Source organism: Paenibacillus amylolyticus, from assembly GCF_050990605.1.
GTDB classification, from domain to species: domain Bacteria; phylum Bacillota; class Bacilli; order Paenibacillales; family Paenibacillaceae; genus Paenibacillus; species Paenibacillus amylolyticus_H.
This window is the reverse complement of sequence record NZ_CP158832.1, coordinates 3,400,064-3,416,924: the sequence shown is the minus strand read 5'-3', so window position 1 is coordinate 3,416,924 and position 16,861 is coordinate 3,400,064. Positions and strand designations below refer to the sequence as shown.

The 16,861-nt window shown below is 45.2% G+C and carries 18 protein-coding genes; 1 reads left to right on the top strand and 17 read right to left on the bottom strand.

What is annotated here, in order from left to right; genetic code table 11:
- Positions 1 to 28 precede the first annotated feature (28 nt).
- Genes arsM through ABTV53_RS15185 form a run of 4 tightly spaced genes read right to left on the bottom strand, consistent with a single transcriptional unit; the run spans position 29 to position 3,643 of the window.
- Positions 29 to 853: a putative arsinothricin biosynthesis methyltransferase ArsM gene (gene arsM, locus ABTV53_RS15200; RefSeq protein ID WP_433743712.1), complete on the bottom strand. Its 825-nt coding sequence runs from the start codon at positions 851 to 853 to the stop codon at positions 29 to 31.
- Positions 846 to 2,060, bottom strand: coding sequence for an MFS transporter (locus ABTV53_RS15195; RefSeq protein WP_433743709.1), 1,215 nt, complete (start codon positions 2,058 to 2,060; stop codon positions 846 to 848). The genes arsM and ABTV53_RS15195 overlap by 8 nt, the downstream gene beginning before the upstream one ends.
- Complete coding sequence (locus ABTV53_RS15190) at positions 2,057 to 3,325, bottom strand: ATP-grasp domain-containing protein (RefSeq protein ID WP_433743707.1); 1,269 nt, start codon at positions 3,323 to 3,325, stop codon at positions 2,057 to 2,059. Before ABTV53_RS15190 ends, ABTV53_RS15195 begins: the two co-directional genes overlap by 4 nt.
- Positions 3,326 to 3,337: 12 nt before the next feature.
- Positions 3,338 to 3,643 carry a carboxymuconolactone decarboxylase family protein gene (locus tag ABTV53_RS15185; RefSeq protein ID WP_433743704.1) on the bottom strand — a complete coding sequence of 102 codons (306 nt, stop codon included), beginning with the start codon at positions 3,641 to 3,643 and terminating at the stop codon, positions 3,338 to 3,340.
- 383 nt (positions 3,644 to 4,026) lie between these two features.
- Between ABTV53_RS15185 and ABTV53_RS15180 the strand changes: the two genes are divergently transcribed.
- A complete protein-coding gene (locus tag ABTV53_RS15180) occupies positions 4,027 to 4,530 on the top strand; it encodes an arsinothricin resistance N-acetyltransferase ArsN1 family A (RefSeq protein ID WP_433743702.1) in 504 nt (167 codons plus the stop codon).
- Positions 4,531 to 4,643: 113 nt separating this feature from the next.
- Here the strand turns inward: ABTV53_RS15180 and ABTV53_RS15175 are convergent, their stop codons facing one another.
- From ABTV53_RS15175 to ABTV53_RS15115, 13 genes are all read right to left on the bottom strand, one after another.
- Entirely contained in the window at positions 4,644 to 5,081 is a 438-nt protein-coding gene (locus tag ABTV53_RS15175) for a protein-tyrosine phosphatase family protein (RefSeq protein ID WP_433743699.1), read from the bottom strand.
- A gap of 27 nt (positions 5,082 to 5,108) precedes the next feature.
- Positions 5,109 to 5,390 carry an adhesin gene (locus ABTV53_RS15170; protein WP_433743696.1) on the bottom strand — a complete coding sequence of 94 codons (282 nt, stop codon included), beginning with the start codon at positions 5,388 to 5,390 and terminating at the stop codon, positions 5,109 to 5,111.
- Between the two features lie 17 nt (positions 5,391 to 5,407).
- A complete protein-coding gene (gene arsA / locus ABTV53_RS15165) occupies positions 5,408 to 7,195 on the bottom strand; it encodes an arsenical pump-driving ATPase (protein ID WP_433743693.1) in 1,788 nt (595 codons plus the stop codon).
- Between the two features lie 16 nt (positions 7,196 to 7,211).
- A complete protein-coding gene (gene arsD / locus ABTV53_RS15160) occupies positions 7,212 to 7,577 on the bottom strand; it encodes an arsenite efflux transporter metallochaperone ArsD (RefSeq protein ID WP_433743690.1) in 366 nt (121 codons plus the stop codon).
- A 56-nt stretch (positions 7,578 to 7,633) separates the two neighbouring features.
- On the bottom strand, positions 7,634 to 8,053 hold the full coding sequence (arsC, locus tag ABTV53_RS15155; RefSeq protein ID WP_433743688.1) for an arsenate reductase (thioredoxin): 420 nt from the start codon (positions 8,051 to 8,053) through the stop codon (positions 7,634 to 7,636).
- A 38-nt stretch (positions 8,054 to 8,091) separates the two neighbouring features.
- Positions 8,092 to 9,387 carry an arsenic transporter gene (locus ABTV53_RS15150; protein WP_433743685.1) on the bottom strand — a complete coding sequence of 432 codons (1,296 nt, stop codon included), beginning with the start codon at positions 9,385 to 9,387 and terminating at the stop codon, positions 8,092 to 8,094.
- 72 nt (positions 9,388 to 9,459) lie between these two features.
- Positions 9,460 to 9,786, bottom strand: a complete 327-nt coding sequence (locus tag ABTV53_RS15145; RefSeq protein ID WP_433743682.1) for an ArsR/SmtB family transcription factor — start codon at positions 9,784 to 9,786, stop codon at positions 9,460 to 9,462.
- Between the two features lie 146 nt (positions 9,787 to 9,932).
- Positions 9,933 to 11,336: an NAD(P)-binding domain-containing protein gene (locus ABTV53_RS15140; RefSeq protein ID WP_433743679.1), complete on the bottom strand. Its 1,404-nt coding sequence runs from the start codon at positions 11,334 to 11,336 to the stop codon at positions 9,933 to 9,935.
- 82 nt (positions 11,337 to 11,418) lie between these two features.
- Complete coding sequence (locus tag ABTV53_RS15135) at positions 11,419 to 11,877, bottom strand: MarR family winged helix-turn-helix transcriptional regulator (protein ID WP_433743677.1); 459 nt, start codon at positions 11,875 to 11,877, stop codon at positions 11,419 to 11,421.
- Positions 11,878 to 11,924: 47 nt separating this feature from the next.
- Positions 11,925 to 12,992 carry a flavin-containing monooxygenase gene (locus ABTV53_RS15130; protein WP_433743674.1) on the bottom strand — a complete coding sequence of 356 codons (1,068 nt, stop codon included), beginning with the start codon at positions 12,990 to 12,992 and terminating at the stop codon, positions 11,925 to 11,927.
- A 380-nt stretch (positions 12,993 to 13,372) separates the two neighbouring features.
- On the bottom strand, positions 13,373 to 14,005 hold the full coding sequence (locus tag ABTV53_RS15125; protein ID WP_433743671.1) for a metallophosphoesterase: 633 nt from the start codon (positions 14,003 to 14,005) through the stop codon (positions 13,373 to 13,375).
- A complete protein-coding gene (locus ABTV53_RS15120) occupies positions 13,998 to 15,083 on the bottom strand; it encodes an ABC transporter ATP-binding protein (protein ID WP_433743668.1) in 1,086 nt (361 codons plus the stop codon). The genes ABTV53_RS15125 and ABTV53_RS15120 overlap by 8 nt, the downstream gene beginning before the upstream one ends.
- Complete coding sequence (locus ABTV53_RS15115) at positions 15,067 to 16,854, bottom strand: ABC transporter permease (protein WP_433743665.1); 1,788 nt, start codon at positions 16,852 to 16,854, stop codon at positions 15,067 to 15,069. Before ABTV53_RS15115 ends, ABTV53_RS15120 begins: the two co-directional genes overlap by 17 nt.
- Positions 16,855 to 16,861 lie beyond the last annotated feature (7 nt).

Sequence of the window (16,861 nt, the reverse complement as noted above, 5' to 3'; positions counted from 1 at the left end):
CCTCCCTTTTTTCAAGGTTCTCCTTCGGTCAAGCCTTTGTAGCTTTAATCAAGTAATAGCCGACTTTCTCTTCCAAAAAATGATGAGCCTCAGCATGATCCTGCTGAAATTGCAGATAATCCTCTTTATACTCCTGACTTGATTCCATCAGCTCAATGTAACGTTTGTTTTTGTCATCTGTAAAATTGATCACTTCCAAATCGGTATAACCCGCCTTTTCGATTTGGGCAATGTTTTCGCTTAACTGGATACTCCCTGCACGGCAACCACTTACCAAAGACAAGTCATTCTTGATGGAGGACGGAACGGGCGCATACGAAACAAAATCCGTATAGATCAAGGTTCCTCCGGGTGCTAACACACGTGTGATTTCCTGGATCGCCTTGAGCCGATCAGGCACCAGATTGAGAACACACTCACTGTATATCAAATCAAACTGGGCATCCATATACGGAAGTGACTGAACATCGGCAACAAAGAAGCCGATCTTTTTACGTAAATCATCCGGTAATTGGCTGCTTTTTTCCCTGGCACGGGTAATCATGCTCTCACTGAAATCTACGCCAATAAACTGTTTCCCTTGTCCATGCGACTCCACCAAAGAGAGCAGCGTTGTCCCCATACCACAACCAATATCAAGAATTCGCTGTTGATCTGAAGCAAGAACAAACTCTTTAATACGTTCTGTAGGTCCTGACGGAGAAAATTTATCCGTTCCTTCCGAGTACTTTCCTTCCCCTTCCGCTACAGCGTTGTAAAAGTCTTTGATCGCTTGCGTTGCGGCATCCATCTCAGCCGGACCAGGTGAGCAGCAGTTTGAAGCATTGGAAACAACCAGTTCCTGTTTAGACATTTGTTATTTCTCCCTTCGAGATGCTTTGTATTTTTATGGAACGGACATAGGCAGACCACAAGATGTAGAAAACAAGGGTGCCTACAATCCAAAGGAAACCTGAGAAATAAAACGTAGTGTCAATTTGAAACGTGTCCATTAGAATGCCAGATGTCAAGGGACCGACAATCATTCCCAGGCTTGTCGCCGAACCCAGAAAGCCCATCGTCGCGCCCATTCCTGCCTCTCGTCCTAGAACGGTGGACAGTGCCGAAGAGGCAGCAAGCGTGACTGCAGACGTTAGTCCGGTTCCAACCATAAGTATGGCGATTGACCACAGCGAATGCATGGAGGGGAACAGCACCAACAAAACCGTGGTTAACATGGCTGAGATCAGAATTAATATCATTTTGTTGAAACGGTCCACGATCCAGCCCAATGGGACCTGTGTTGCACCGATGATGATGTTGTTCAAGGCAATTAAAAAACCGATCATCAGGGCATTAAGCCCTCTGCTCTGGGCGTATAGGGTGAAGAATGAAATCATGAACATGGAGAGAACAGCAACAATGACATTGACGGAGGATAACGCCAGAATCCCGGGATGTCGCCAGGGAGAACCCTTCCGATGAATACTCTCTGAGACGGATTCGTTCGGATCAGCCACTTTGATATCTTTCTTCGTTCGTGATGAGGGTAAAGCAAAAACAATCATTAAGGCGATGACCGCAAGGCCGAGTAAGGAGAAAAATGCATTCTGCGTCCCATACTGATCCGAAATATAACCGCCGAGCAATGGTCCCAATCCATTAGCCAGAAAAATAGCTGTATTGTATATGCCCATATATTTGCCCTCTTGTCCTTTGGGGCTTATCTCCCCCATGTAGGCCATAGCCATAGGCAGCATCATGGCGGAAGCTACACCATGAAGTAGCCGTGCCCCGAGAAGACCAGCTATACTACTTGCCAATCCATAACTTAGCGCGATAAAGGGATAAAGTATCAGGCTATAGATCAGAATGGCTTTTGGCCCTTTCTTGTCAGCCAATTGACCGATCGGTGTGCCGATTACAAGACGAACTACGTAAAAACCGCTGTACAATGTACCGACCCACAGACCCGTGGCTCCTAAATTTTTCGCATACGGAGCGAGTAAAGGCGCAACAATCCCAGTACCTACGACCAATATAAAAACAGATAAACATAGGAAAAGGATATTCTTTTTCATATGACACCCATACGTCTATCCGTGGACGAGGGTACCTTTCCATCTTGATCCTTTGTTATGAAAAAATGCATGGCTTCTTTTGCAGCATCCATGATTAGAGATGCATGTTTTCCATCTACACCATGAGCAATCAAATAACCCAATCGATTATAGTTGCTTTCCGTCATAACAACGTAATCTCCATCTCGAACAGAGCTTTCAACTTGTTCAATGCCTTTAATTGATTGAGCAGCTTGCTTGTCCCATCGAACATATCCTTCTTGATCTGCAAGCAAAAATTGAATTTGTGCAGAATCTGTTACGGGTGTGTCACGAGGCGCGCTCGCAAAGGTTCCACCGGTAACGATATGAAATGCCAATTTACGCAGATCATATCCGGTAACTGCATGCACCAAGCGGTGAATTTGGTCACCACCTACCCTGGCATTCACCTCAATAATTTTGGGTCCTTGAGGAGACAGCTTAACCTCCGTGTGGGCGACAGTATAATCTGCCCCCAGGACTGTCAAGGCCTGAACGACAAGTTCATGAATCAAGGCGGAGTCCTGCTCTGATAATGGAGCGGGAACCAAGTGTTTTTCTTCAATTAATGCGGATGTATTTTTAGCGGTAATGGCAATGATATGTGTGGCTCCATGGATTGTACATGACTCGACACTGAATTCGGGGCCTTCGATGTATTCCTCGACGAGAATATGCTTCTCCAAAGGTTGCCCAACCCAATTTTGAACCTTCGTTCTAATCAGTTCTGCGGCGGTCCAAGCTTCTTCTAATGTATTGCATTTCTGCACCATATGACTGCCTGCATCATTGGATGGTTTTACGATCACGGGCAATTTCATTTCACTAAGAACATGGAGTATTTCTGCAGGTGACTGGATTATTGCGTATTGAATGGGGGATACCTGATGTCGGGTTAAACATGCGCGGGTTTGTGCTTTGCTACGGCAATTTTGAGCGGCCTCTGAAGATAAGTGATATTTCAGACCCAAGGCCTCAGCTATTTTCGCACCCAGAACGATGCGATATTCATTGTTCGTGTATACCGCAGTAATGGGAATCCTTTTGGATATCTCGAGCGCTTTGGTGACTACATCATCTTCCTGATTCAAGTCCATTTCGATAGGAAAATCTGCAATGATGGCATCTTCAAGAGGGATCTGCGTATTCAGGAGAATAACCCTATACCCCTGTTCCTTGACGAAAAGGATTTCTTCAACATCATCTCGCCGACCAATAAGCAGAACTGCAGGATGATTTGCCATTTCAACCCCTCCTTATCTGCAACACTCCGATTGGGAACTTTGTGGCAGGTTAGCTGTATGACTGGAGCTTTCTACATTGAACAATTTCCTCGTTTGGGTCACGGTGAGGATGCCAGCAACCTGTCCGATTTCTTCATTCGTTATGAACTCTTGCTTGGCAGATATCAGTGCTTTCTTTACCTCTTCTTGATCACCAGCGATCATCGCACTTGTCAGTTCAACTAATGCTCGATCCCTGGCTGAAAGGTATTCAGCTCTCAGAACTTCTTCCACAAAATCGGTATACTTTTGATGTAACTCAGGCAGTAATTGGAGCATGTTAAACTCACCTCGCATTAGAATGGGTTACTCATTTATATCAATCCATCTTCTATGTAAAGACAGACATGATAGCATGTCGGTAATAGTTGTTTAACGCAAGTATTTACATGTCCTGTTATATATTTGGAACCGATGTGGAACCGACCGAATTGGTAGAAATCCCTCATAATTTAAGTTTTTTTCACGTATAATAAGGATTAAAAACCCATTTAATTGAATAATTTTCCTTTATTATATTCTGTTAATTTGCAAATAGCAACTTTATTTTTCGTTTTTCAGCATGTAATTCAAATATTGATTTCCAAAAGTAGTCATGCTAGAGTTTGTTCATGAATCTATTCATATTCACATAAGGTAGAATAAAAGTGAGGGATTGTTCTATGCAAACGGTATTCATCCGGCAAGCCCAAATGAACGATTTAACGCGTATACTGGCCATCTACAATCAAGGTATTGAGGATCGAATAGCAACCCTGGAAACGCAAACAAAAGATATGGTATACATACAGCAGTGGTTTAACGAGCATCAAGGTAGACATGTCGTACTGGTGGCTGAGGTGTCAGATCAAGTCATTGGATGGGCGTCGTTAAATCCGTACTCCCACCGATGTGCTTACAGCGGTGTCGCTGATTTGTCTATATATATTCATAGAGAGTATCGTGGAAAAGGTATTGGAAATACGCTCCTTCTGGAGTTGGAAAAGGAAGCGAGAAAGCATAACTTTCATAAAATTGTGTTGTTCACCTTCCCCTTTAATAAGGCTGGACAGGGCTTATACCAGAAGTCGGGATATCGAACTGTAGGTGTTTTTGAACAACAAGGTATGATGGATGGGGAGTTGATCGACGTTATGATTATGGAAAAACTTATTCAACAAGCTTAAATACACTGGTACACTGATGAAATGAAGAGTTCCGCATTCCTCAGGGTTCTCTAGAAAATACCAAAAGGACGTTGTCATGGAGTATGACAACGTCCCTTGATGAAGAAGTGGTATTAGCTGTTTTTTGCCTCGAACATACTTTTCAGCACATTACGCATCTCAGGCTTGATCGAAATATCCGGGCGTCTCTCCGTCGCCAGCTTTTCTGCTTCTTCAACTGTAGCGGCTTCACCCAGATTGATCAATAGAGCTGTAGCTACGGTTCCAGTACGGTTCCGGCCACCAGCACAGTGAAAGAATACTTTTTTACCTTCCTGAACAGCCTCCGTCACAGCTTGAATGGCTGACTTGATCGATTCCTCCTGATCATTCCGATCTTCAACAATCGGATAATGATGTCGCTTGGCCGAATCAGGAAACCCCTCTTGTGCCTTACCTTCATCCCGGAGATCAAATACTTCAGTGACACCTTGCTCCTTGATTGCACTCAGAGCAGCATCAGCTCCTCCAATATATACTTTACCTTTAACGAGTTCATGATAGTTAGACATTGTTATTCTCTCCTTCTCTAGTTGTATTTAACAGCAACTTGATCCTCCACTAATGACCAGTCCAGGTCCATCAGCAGATTGTTCTACATCCAGGGTAATCGATTCTACGGCTGCTACAATCTCAGGATCGACAGCTACGCGAATCGAATTGATTTCCTGTACCACATCGTTTTCTGCAGGATCAGCGAGCCCTAGTTGAAAACTGGGTCCACAGCATCCGCCGCCTACCATGGCAAACCGAAGCGTATGCACGCCTGCTTCTTTCATCATTGCCTCGATATAGGTTTTGGCACCATCGGTAATCATCATTGTGGGTTGTCTCCTCTCTATCCTTCACGCATACTCGTACTTCCAACTTCAGTCCAGATTTTTAAGCTGTCATAACCAACTACTTCTCTGGATTCCCATGGTATAATCACAGTGTTTCCATCCGAAGCTTTATGAATCTGTTGAATCCATTCCTGCTCAGCGATTGCTCGTCCGTTAAGAATGGGGTCCATCGTGTCCGTCACGGCAAAACTCTGATTAATGGTCCACCACTTGATTGGTATACTCGCCCGCTGCAAGTCCTGTTCCAAACGAAAAGCCTCATAATACGGTGTAGCCTCTGCGAGTGTAACAATGACAACACTGGTTTCATTCGGATCACGAAGTCGTGGTAACAAATGCTGAACCGCCGCCGGTATGGCACCTGCTGAACGTGCAATCTCTTTATGGTACTCTTCCGTTGCATCGAGAAGAAGTAACGTGTGCCCTGTTGGAGCCGTATCAATAACCACAATTTCATTGCTGCTTCGTTCAACCAGATTGGCAAATGCACGGAAAACCGCAATTTCTTCAGTACAAGGAGATCTTAAATCTTCTTCCAGGAAAGCCAGACCATCCTCATCCAAAGAATCCTTGTTCTGCTCCAGAACTTCCTGTTTATATCGTTCCAGTTCGATTTTTGGATCGATACAGCTCACGGTGATGTTATCCGTCTCTTGTTCAAGCACATGACTCAGATGGGAAGCGGGATCGGTTGTACTCAGATGTACCCGGTGACCTCTCTCTGCCAGACCAACTGCAATAGCGGCCGCAACCGTTGTTTTGCCTACGCCGCCTTTTCCCATGGTGAAAATCACTCGGATCCCCTTGTTCTCCATATCATCTACGAGATGTTGCAAAGGGAAAACCAACGAAGAATTTACATTGTTCTCTTGTACCAGCCTAACCTCCGGGGCATCGAAGAAATGTCGCAAATGCTCAATGCCAGTGATGTTAAACGGCGCTAAAGGAATTTGATAGATTGGAAGCTGTTGAACAGCATCGGGAAGTTTCTCCAATGCACGTACCTGTCGACCGTAAAAAGCAGAAGAAACCGTATCCTGCTCCATAACCGATGAAAGCATCCCGTTCACGATCAATAACTGATTCTGAATACCAATCTCTCTCAGCTCTTGTGATGCCCGCGCAGCTTCCTTCAGCGGCGAATTATCCGGACGAGTCACCAGTACAAGTGTTGTTTCATTGGAATCAGACAAGGTTTGCACGGCATCCTCATATAACGTTTTTTTAGCTTCCAGACCGGCAAGTGGCCCCAGGCAAGAAGCCCCGTGCGTACTTTCAGATAAAAACCCGCTCCAGGCCGTCGGCAATTGCAACAGACGCAGCGTGTGCCCTGTCGGAGCCGTGTCGAACAATATATGATCATACTGCTCTCGCAGTTTTTGGTCAGTCAGCATGGAACTGAACTCATTAAAGGCAGCTATTTCAACTGTACAAGCTCCGGATAATTGCTCTTCCATCGTGGTAATCACTGTATCTGGAAGCACGCCGCGGTATGGCCCAACCATTTCAGCTTTGTACTCATTAGCAGCCGTTTCAGGATCGAGATTGGCGGCATCCAGATTATTCATTCCCATTACAGGTACGGGGTGATTAGAGAGCTCCATGCCAAAAACATCCTGTAGGTTAGAAGCTGGATCGGTGCTCACCAGCAAAACACGCTTCCCCGAATCGGCAAGGGATACGGCTGTTGCACAAGCCGTGGACGTCTTGCCTACGCCCCCTTTTCCGGTAAAAAACAGATAAGGGGTTAACGACATGGATTTCGGTTCAAATCGGTTTAACATGAGAGGACCTTCTTTCCTAAAGCTCGGATTTGGTTTTGACTTCAAGACGTATTCTCGGCTTAGCCACCAGTTCCCCTTCTGTCAGGCCTGTCCATTGAACGAATTCTTCGTTGCTTGGATAACCATTTTCCTTGACCACTTGACCATCTACAATGATAATGGGCAGCGCTTGAGGACCCTTTTCAGCCAAAAGCTGTCCTACAAGGGGATTTGCCACAAAAGCATCAGGTTCACTCGCTAAGTTATAACGTGATACCTGAAACTGTTTCTTTTGCAAATTATGGACGACAGCAGATACACGAATCAGCTCCGGATCAACACCTGGACCACACACGCCGGAAGAACAGCACATGGCAGGATCGTAGATCTCCATGGTTTTCAACGCAAACACCCCTCTCCAAATTAGAAAAGCCGGGAAACATTCCCCGGCAGTTTGTATTATTTGCCGGTTTCAGCGAATGTTTTAATGCGCTCCCCAATCTGGTCACGAACCGTTTGGAATACAGCCCATTTCTCTTCATCTGTACCTTGCGCTTTGGCAGGATCATCGAATCCCCAGTGTTCCCGCTTCACATGTGGTGGTGTCATTGGACATTTATCCGCGGCATCTCCACACAATGTAACTACAAAATCAGCGTTGTTCAACAACTCGGAATCGATGATATCGGAAGTTTGAGTGGAAATATCCACGCCGACTTCCTTCATGGCTTCAACTGCTTTTGGATTCAGACCGTGTGCCTCGATGCCTGCACTATAAATGTTCCAGTCCTCACTCAGATATTTCTTCGCCCAGCCTTCAGCCATTTGGCTCCGGCAAGAATTGCCTGTGCATAGGAAGTACAGTGTTTTTTTACTCATGTTCATCGTCTCCTCGTTGTTTGATTTATTGAATACTTTTATATAATGCTTAACCACAGATACAGACCCAGTAGCGTAATAAGCAGAGTCGGAACGGTGATAATGATACCTGTCTTGAAGTAAGTACCCCATGAGATTTTGACGCCTTTTGTGCTAAGCACATGAAGCCAGAGAAGCGTCGCCAGTGAACCGATCGGGGTAATCTTGGGACCCAGGTCTGATCCAATAATATTGGCGTAGATGAGCGCCTCACGAACCGTTCCCGTAGCCGTTGTTGCATCAATGGCAAGCGCATCAATCAACACGGTAGGCATATTGTTCATCAGGGATGAAATAATTGCCGCAATAAAGCCCATGCCAATCGTTGCCGCAAACAAGCCTTGATCCGCCACAGCCTGAATGACCACGGCTAGGAGATCCGTCAAACCCACGTTACGTAGACCATAGACCACGACATACATCCCGATGGAGAAGAATACGATGGCCCAGGGTGCTTCCTTGACTACTAATGTCGTCGGCACAGCAGAACTGCGGGAAGCCATGAACAGGAAGAATATCGCGACAACACCGGCCACAAGGGATACGGGAATTCCGATAAATTCACTCATAAAGTATCCAATGAGCAGAACTCCCAAGACCACCCACGACAATCGAAACATCTTCATATCCTTAATGGCAGATACCGGAGTTTTCAATTCACTGGCATCAAAACGTTTGGGAATACTCTTTCGGAAGAAGATATACAATACGCCGATACTCGCCACCAGTGAGAACAGATTCGGAACAAACATTCTGCCTGCATATTCCATAAACGTAATGCCAAAGAAGTCGGCAGATACAATGTTGACCAGGTTACTTACAACCAGTGGCAAAGAGGTCGTATCCGCAATAAACCCACTGGCAATAATAAATGGGAACACTTTTTTTTCATCGAAATTCAGTGCGCGTACCATGGCTAGAACAATTGGCGTCAGAATCAGTGCGCCTCCGTCATTGGCAAAGAAGGCAGAAACCACAGCTCCCAAGATCGAAACGTAAACAAACATCCGGACACCATTGCCGTGAGCAGCCTTGGCCATATGTAAGGCAGCCCATTCGAAAAAGCCGATACGATCCAGAATTAACGAAATCAGAATGATCGCTACAAACGCAAGCGTGGCATTCCATACGATTTGTGTCACATCCCATACGTCTTGGAAGTTGACCACACCCACCAGTAAAGCAAGGATCGCTCCGCCGCAAGCAGACCAACCAATGGACAGGTTTTTAGGCTGCCAGATGACGAGGACGAGCGTAATTAAAAAGATAATGCAAGCTAACAGCGTAGAAAACAAAACCATTCCCCCCTTTCAGTTCCTCTGAATTTATATTTGTATATAACAATATACTTATATATTGATTAAAAATTAATTACACACGGATGTAAAGTTCTCTTTATTCAAAGACTTAAGAATCGTGGCCGTGTCCGGCATCAGTTCCAAGACAGATTTAATATAGGGCGTAGACTCTACATTTAAAGAGTAGTATACCCATTGGCCGCGTTTATTCTCTTTAACCAAGCCTTGATCCTTCAGCTTGCGCAAATGCTGACTAATTCCAGGTTGTGACATGTCTAAAATCTCTACAAATTCACACACGCACCATTCACGTTCTTTGAGGAGTGTAAGTATCGTAAGGCGTGTTTTATCGCCCAGCAATTTAATCTTATCGGCTGCTTCTTGAATAGAATCCATTTCACTTCCTCCTTCCGTTAATATAAGTGCATGCTTATATTATAATATAAAAAAATTGAAGTCAACGTTTAATTTGAATTAACCTAAAAAAGCATTGGTTCAAATTAGAACCAACGCTTCGGGTGTTCGTAAGCTCTCTTCCATTTTCAATTGGTACAAGAAGTACTGCAATCACCCTTTTCCTCAGCTACCACCTTCACTTGCTGGCGATTGACACTGCATACACCGGTCTCCGGCAGATCCAGCTCTACTTTTAAAGCGGCTTCTAGATCACCGACTAAAAAGGCCACCACGGATCGAACCTGTTCATATCCTGTAGCCATCAGAAAAGTAGGTGCACGTCCATAACTCTTCATACCTACTATATACAATCCTTGTTCCATCTGACGGAGTTCTTTCTCCCCATGTGGACGAACGGTGCCGCAGCTATGAACATTCGGATCAATTAATGGTGCCAGGGTTTCGACACTTTCGGTAATCTGGTCAATGCTAAGCCTCAACTCTCTTAAGAAGGTAAAGTCGGGTCTGCTACCTGTATTCACAATGATCTCATCCACTTGAGCTATTTCCTGAATAACACCACGTTGCTCTCCAATGATGGTGACTTGATCGCCTTTCTGCTGAAGTTCCTGAATATGGAATGGTGTTATCACGTTGACCTTTCCAGCATCAACGAGTTGATGCATTCGACTTCCTAGTTTACCTCTAGCTTCCAGTTGATCATTCGCTTCTCCACCATAAGCTTCCTTGAGTTGATCTCTCCGCATTATCCAGGTCAGCTTCGTATGGGAATTCGTTTCTTGCAATTTTGCTAAATCAAGTAAAGTATTTGAGGCTGAATGGCCGCCACCTACGATAGCAATATGTTTATCTGCATAGCGGTCTCGGTCCTCCCCTAGCACATCCGGGATGCCATAAAATATTTGCTTATGAAGGGCTTTCTCCCCAGAAGTTAATACGCCGCTGGAAAGCACCGGGTTTGCATTCCCCCAGGTTCCGGAAGCATCAATGACAGCTCTTGTCTCATACCGTTTGGCCTTGCCCACTTCTTCTACATAGATCAGAAAAGGTTGCTTCTCACGGTCTGCTGTTTTCATTTTGTCTGCATTTTTACGACTGATACCGACTACGCGTGTATTCAAGTGAAGGTAAGATTTAATCTCAGATAACTCAGCAAGTGGTCGTAAATACTGATCTCTCAGCTCATGGCCTGTTGGTAAACCATCAGAACTCGGCGCAAGCCATCCCGCCTTGGCCAATAACCGACCGGCCGCTTTATCTACGTTATACTGCCATGGCGAAAATAGACAAACATGGCCCCACTTGGAGATATTCTCACCTACTTTACTCCCCGCCTCAAAAATGATAAAGGATTGGCCAGCTTCAATCAGATGTGCTGCTGCTGCCAGACCAATAGGTCCTGCACCAATGATGGCTACAGGTAAATGAGATAGCTCTCCACGGTGTACAGGCTCTTGAAGAGAGAGCTGCTTTTCCGCGAGCGTAGGTGAACAACAGGACTCGACTTGTTTGAATTCAATTTTTTTCATGTCAAACGACCTCCAGTAATTGTTTAAATGTATATTTGCAAGTTACAAGTATTAGAGAAAAATATCAGGGTAATACTGTTGATTACCCCACTGGTGTACAGCACATTTTCGATTTTAACATACTCTCATTAAGCAGTTTAATAGATTGCATGACGATTGCTTTTTCCGTATCAGTCATGAATGAAAAAACCTCTTCCAGATGTGTATTCATCCGATGATCTATAGCTGTCGTTACAAACTTCCCCTCAACTGTCAAACGGAGAATGTATACTCTTCGATCATCAGGATGAGCTGTTTTTCGAACCAGATTCTTCTTAATTAATGTCTGGATTTGACGACTAAAGGTTGTAATATCCATCGCAAGTGTTTCGGCAATTTGTTGCATGGATGGCTCATGCTGATGGTCAATTTCATATAGGATATGACTTTGGATCAAAGATATTTCCTGCTCTCCAACCGTGCAACAATTTTTATCCAGCAAGCCGAAGCGACGTACCATGATTTGCAATAGCTCTCTTGGGTTTTGATTTTCTGGCAACATGATCACCTCTTGGTGACTATTATAAACATATTATTTGTATATTGCAACTAATGTATATTCTTCTGCTTTTCCAGATTGTTTTGAATATACTTGACGACATATTCAGCATCTGGTCCCACACCCCGAAGGGTCGCTGATGCAAAGGAGCGCTGTCCAGACAAACCTACAAAATAAAGTCCGGGGATCTTCTTGCTGATCCCGTTCTTCTGCTCGGGTTCTCCTTGACCATCCAATCCACCTAATGCATCGATATAAGAAACGTTAGAACGATATCCTGTCGCAAAAATGATGGTTTGGACCTCTTCTTGTGTTCCGTCAGACCAGATAACCCCATTATCATAAAATACGGTGAACATTTTCTTTTGCTTTGGGTTCCCCGCTTGAAGTCGCTGCTTATATCCATCCAAATCCAGAACGGATGAACCATTCGCAAATGACTTTCCAAATCGCCAAAACGAATCGAACCCCGTTAGCTTAAACCAAAAGTGAATATCCTGTCCCAAGAGACGTTGCGGGATTAAGGTTACCGGTTCTCTCACAGCAAGTGTTGTATCAGCTACTTCGGATAGTTCCATCGCAATCTGAACTGCGGAATTTCCTCTTCCTACCACAATGACCGATTGATCTTGAAAAAGGGCAGGTGTACGATACGTGGCGGAATGCAAGATGGTTCCCTTAAATTGTTCCTGCTTAGGAATCGAGGGGGTATAGGGTCGGCTAAAAGACCCTGTCGCCGAGATTAGATTGCGAGCCATGTATTTCTCTCCACATGAGGTTGTTACTCTGAATATCCCGGATTCTTTGGAGATTTGATCTACACGCCTATGATAAACCAAAGGCAAGTCAAAATGAGAAGCGTAGCCCTTCAAGTATTGAATGACTTCATCACGATGTGGGTAGCGATCCCCTGGTGACTCTATCGGAAGCCCTGGCAGAGACGAATACTTGGCCGGTGAAAATAACTTCAAATTATCGTAATACTGAGGCCACGCTCCTGCTGCTTCTCCACCTGCCTCCAAAATCAAAAAAGACAGCCCTCTCTTTTTCAAATGAAAACCGGAAGCAAGTCCTGCCTGACCTCCACCGATGACAATGACATCCCAGATTGGTTCCATAATGCTTCTCCTTTGAATATAATTTGTATTTTGCAAGTATAGGAACGGGAATTGTATTTTTCACTTCGGTTCAATAACTAGTTACTGCTCCCCTTTCTGGTATGTACTCTATTCATTATAATAATTTATTTGCAAAATACAACTATAATTTTATGGAGCTCCACTGTTCACTGGTTTGCGAACTTACATTACCTTGAAATGATTAATCCAATTTGTGCTTTGTCCGTTAAAGAAAAAAGTCGCCAATATAAAGCGACTTTCAATAGTTCTATGTTCTTGTCCCGCGTCATTGTCTTCTCTTCTGCCGAGCCATTTCTTATGATACCGCATGAGTTCTTTTAATCAATTTTTTTGCGCTAGCATAGTGAACTAAAGATAGTTTATCTTGTACTCATCCCTTGTGATTGAATCTTATGGGGAAATTGTACGGATATAAACCAGCGTGCTCGATTTGTAAGATCCACCAGGCTAAGATAATATCCATGACCTGCACCAGTGTCGATCCCCAACTTCCCTTCTCCCATCCATAATTCCCAAGGAGGCACGTGAAACCGGAACGTTGACGTATGTCCAAAAACGATCGTGTAATTCGGATGGGCTGGACTTTCCCAAAAAAGATCTCGAATTTCAGTCAAATCTTGGGGTGTCTGTTGGTTCAATGGAACCCCGGGGCGTAATCCGGCGTGTACAAACAAATATGGATCGCTTCTGAAATAAAGAGGTAAACGATACAGAAACTCTCGATAGTGCTCACCCTGATCAAAGAGGCCGGTAGGTACGCTTGGCATGGAATTCATCCATTTCCGCTCATTGTTACCTTGCAAGGCGATGGCTCCCTGTTGGGTCAAGTCACGGATCAGTTCAAGGGTGCCCCAGGAATCGGGTCCCTTATTAACGTAGTCGCCAAGTAATACCAGGCGGTCTTTCTCCGGGTGATAATCAGAGGCTATAAGTAATTTTTTCAAAAGATCTCCATGCCCATGAATATCGGACACAGCAAGAAGTCTACCCATTGATCGTATCTGCTCCTCCTTCGTAGATCATGGTTTGCTCTGGAGAAAATTGCAGCCAGCATGCAGACCCTGGTTCAATATATTCGGTGTTGAATGCCTGAATGCTCTGATTATCTTTGGTTCGCATCATGATTCTCCAGTGGATTCCTTCAAAGATAGCTTGCTTCACTCTCACCTCGATTTGATTATGTGTCTCTTCTTCCCTGTTCAGACTGATTGTGATCTGCTGCGGGTGAATCATGACGATGGCTTGCTGCCCACCCCTGCCACGGTCCATCTTCTGGCCTGAAATGTACTGTCCCTCTATCAAAACAGCCGAGCCATCTAACGTGAACATGCTAAGCAGGCTATTGTGATATCCCATCAATTGGGCGACCCAGGGAGTAGCCGGGCGATGAAATAACTGATGGGGTTCCGCAAATTGATCCATCCCCCCGTCTCTCAGCACCATGATTCGATCAGCCAAGGTGAAGGCCTCAAGCATATCATGTGTCACATACAGGACGGTTGTCTCAAGATCAGACAAAAGCTCAGCCAATTCGCTGCGCATCTCGTTACGAAGCTTCACATCCAGATTGGACAAAGGCTCATCCATGAGCAGAATCGAGGGTTCGGTTGCGAGGGCACGGGCCATCCCGATCCGCTGCTGCTGTCCACCAGAGCATTGGCTGGGCAACCGATCCAGAAGTCCTTCCAGCTGCAGCATGGCTTGCAGACGGTCAAGCCGTTGTTTTCTTGACGTGGCGTCCGTTCTGGAACGCTTCAGCCCATATTCAATATTTTGACGTATGGTCATATGCGGCCATAAAGCGTAATCCTGAAACACCATATTGACTGGTCTTTTCTCAGGAGGTATATAATGCTTCGGGCCATCCACCGGTTTACCATCCATTTCAATGATGCCTCCATCCACCCTTAACAGACCAGCGATCAGCTGCAGCAAGGTGGACTTTCCACATCCGGATGGACCCAAGACGCATATTCTCTCGCCATGATTTAGAGCAAAGGACAAGGGTCGAAGGACTTCCTGTTTGTCAAATGACTTGTGGACCCCTTCAAGCTTAAGAATTGAATTCATAGGGTGAACCTCCATGTGATCTGCGATGACTCTCGGCTGGAATGTTTTTCATTTCTCTACTCTTCTGCTGCCGCCTGTCACTCCACCGAAAAGCGGCTTCTCCTGCAAACTGAATGAGGACAATAAGGAGCAGTAGTATGGACCCGCTGAGGATTGTCGCTGCTGTTGCATAGCCGTATCTCCCGAATTCAAAGGCCTGATCAATTACAACAGGCATTAGAATGTAATTGGCCGGCTGTAGCATTGAAGCCAATGCTAAATCAAATACACTTGTACCAAAAGCAGCCAGTACAGCAAGAAGCAATGACCTTCGTACCAAAGGCAGAACGATGTGTACCATCCGCCCAAGTGTGCCAGCTCCCTGAACAGCTGCGGCGTTTAATACAGAAGAGGATATCGTGCCAAATGCCCCCAATTGAACTCGAACCGCATAGGGTATGGCTCCGGCAATAACGGCGATGACCAGCAAGGCAGGTGTACCATATAAATGCAGGTTCACATACTCCAGCCATTTTTGATTCCAGACAAAAATATATCCGATGCCCATAACGATTCCGGGTACAGCCAGTGAGACGATGGAGAATAGCTGAAGCCCACCTTTCATCGGAAATTCCGTAAACGTAAGCACGTATGCCACAATGAAACCTGTAATCATGCTGAGCACTGCTGCAACTGCAGCTATAGCAAGAGAATGCATCATGCCTTCGATAAAACTGAGCTGCGTATAATCTGTTGCAGTTTTTGAAAATAACGACAGATAATGATCAAGCGTCAAATTCCGAAAGGCAAATCCATCCCCCATCCTTCTCATGATGGACACACACAGACTGCTTCCGATCGGAATGCCAATGCTAATCGCCAAAAACACAATGGTTATCGCGTTTAACACATACGTACGATTCGGTCTGACTTTCACGGTTTTAATCGCTTTTGCATTAAGAAAATCAAATCTGGACTTGCGAAGACTGATTAGAAGCACAAACATCGCAAGACCCAATAAGGCAACGAGATAGAAGGCTAATACACCTGCCATATCGAAGCGAACCGGTGATTGGTAGATGGCGGAATAGATTGAATAGGTCAAGGTCGGAAAGCGATAAACCGTTGACAATGCCGCAGGTAAACCGAAGTCACCCACCGTATCGATAAACACAAGTGTTGCACCCGCAATGATAGAAGGAGCCGAAAGTGGAAGTTCTACGGTGCGCCATACCGTCCAGGGACCTGCACCGTTTAGACGAGCAGCATGTCCATACTGGCTGACATTCCATTCTGCTGAAGCGAGCACGGTAAGATAGGCCAGTGGAAACTTGCTGAGCGCCATAATCATCATCAGTCCTGTAGGTTGAAACAGGAGCGATGTCATCCAGCTCATGCCAAGTGAACGGCTTGCGATTCCATCCGCGCCGGCGAACAACACCCACCCTTGGGCTAACATGAAGGAGGGGGTGATGAGCAAGAGCCACACCCCTGCATCCAGCACCCGCCCTGTCGCAAAATTCCAGCGGGCCCTGACCATAGCAAGACATGCACCAAATATGGTACCTAAAAGGGCTGTTCCCAGCCCCAACCACAACGAGTTTGTGAATGACTGCCTCCATAACGGACGCCGAAACATCTCCCCGAGCAATCCGAACCCTTGGAATCGCATCTCACCAAAAAACAAACCAGGCAAAACAGCATTCAACAAAACAGCAAGTAACGGTAAGAAGATCACAATGAATAATAATAACGCGATGCTTACACCCCAACGAGTACCGGAATTCATCATTGGATGC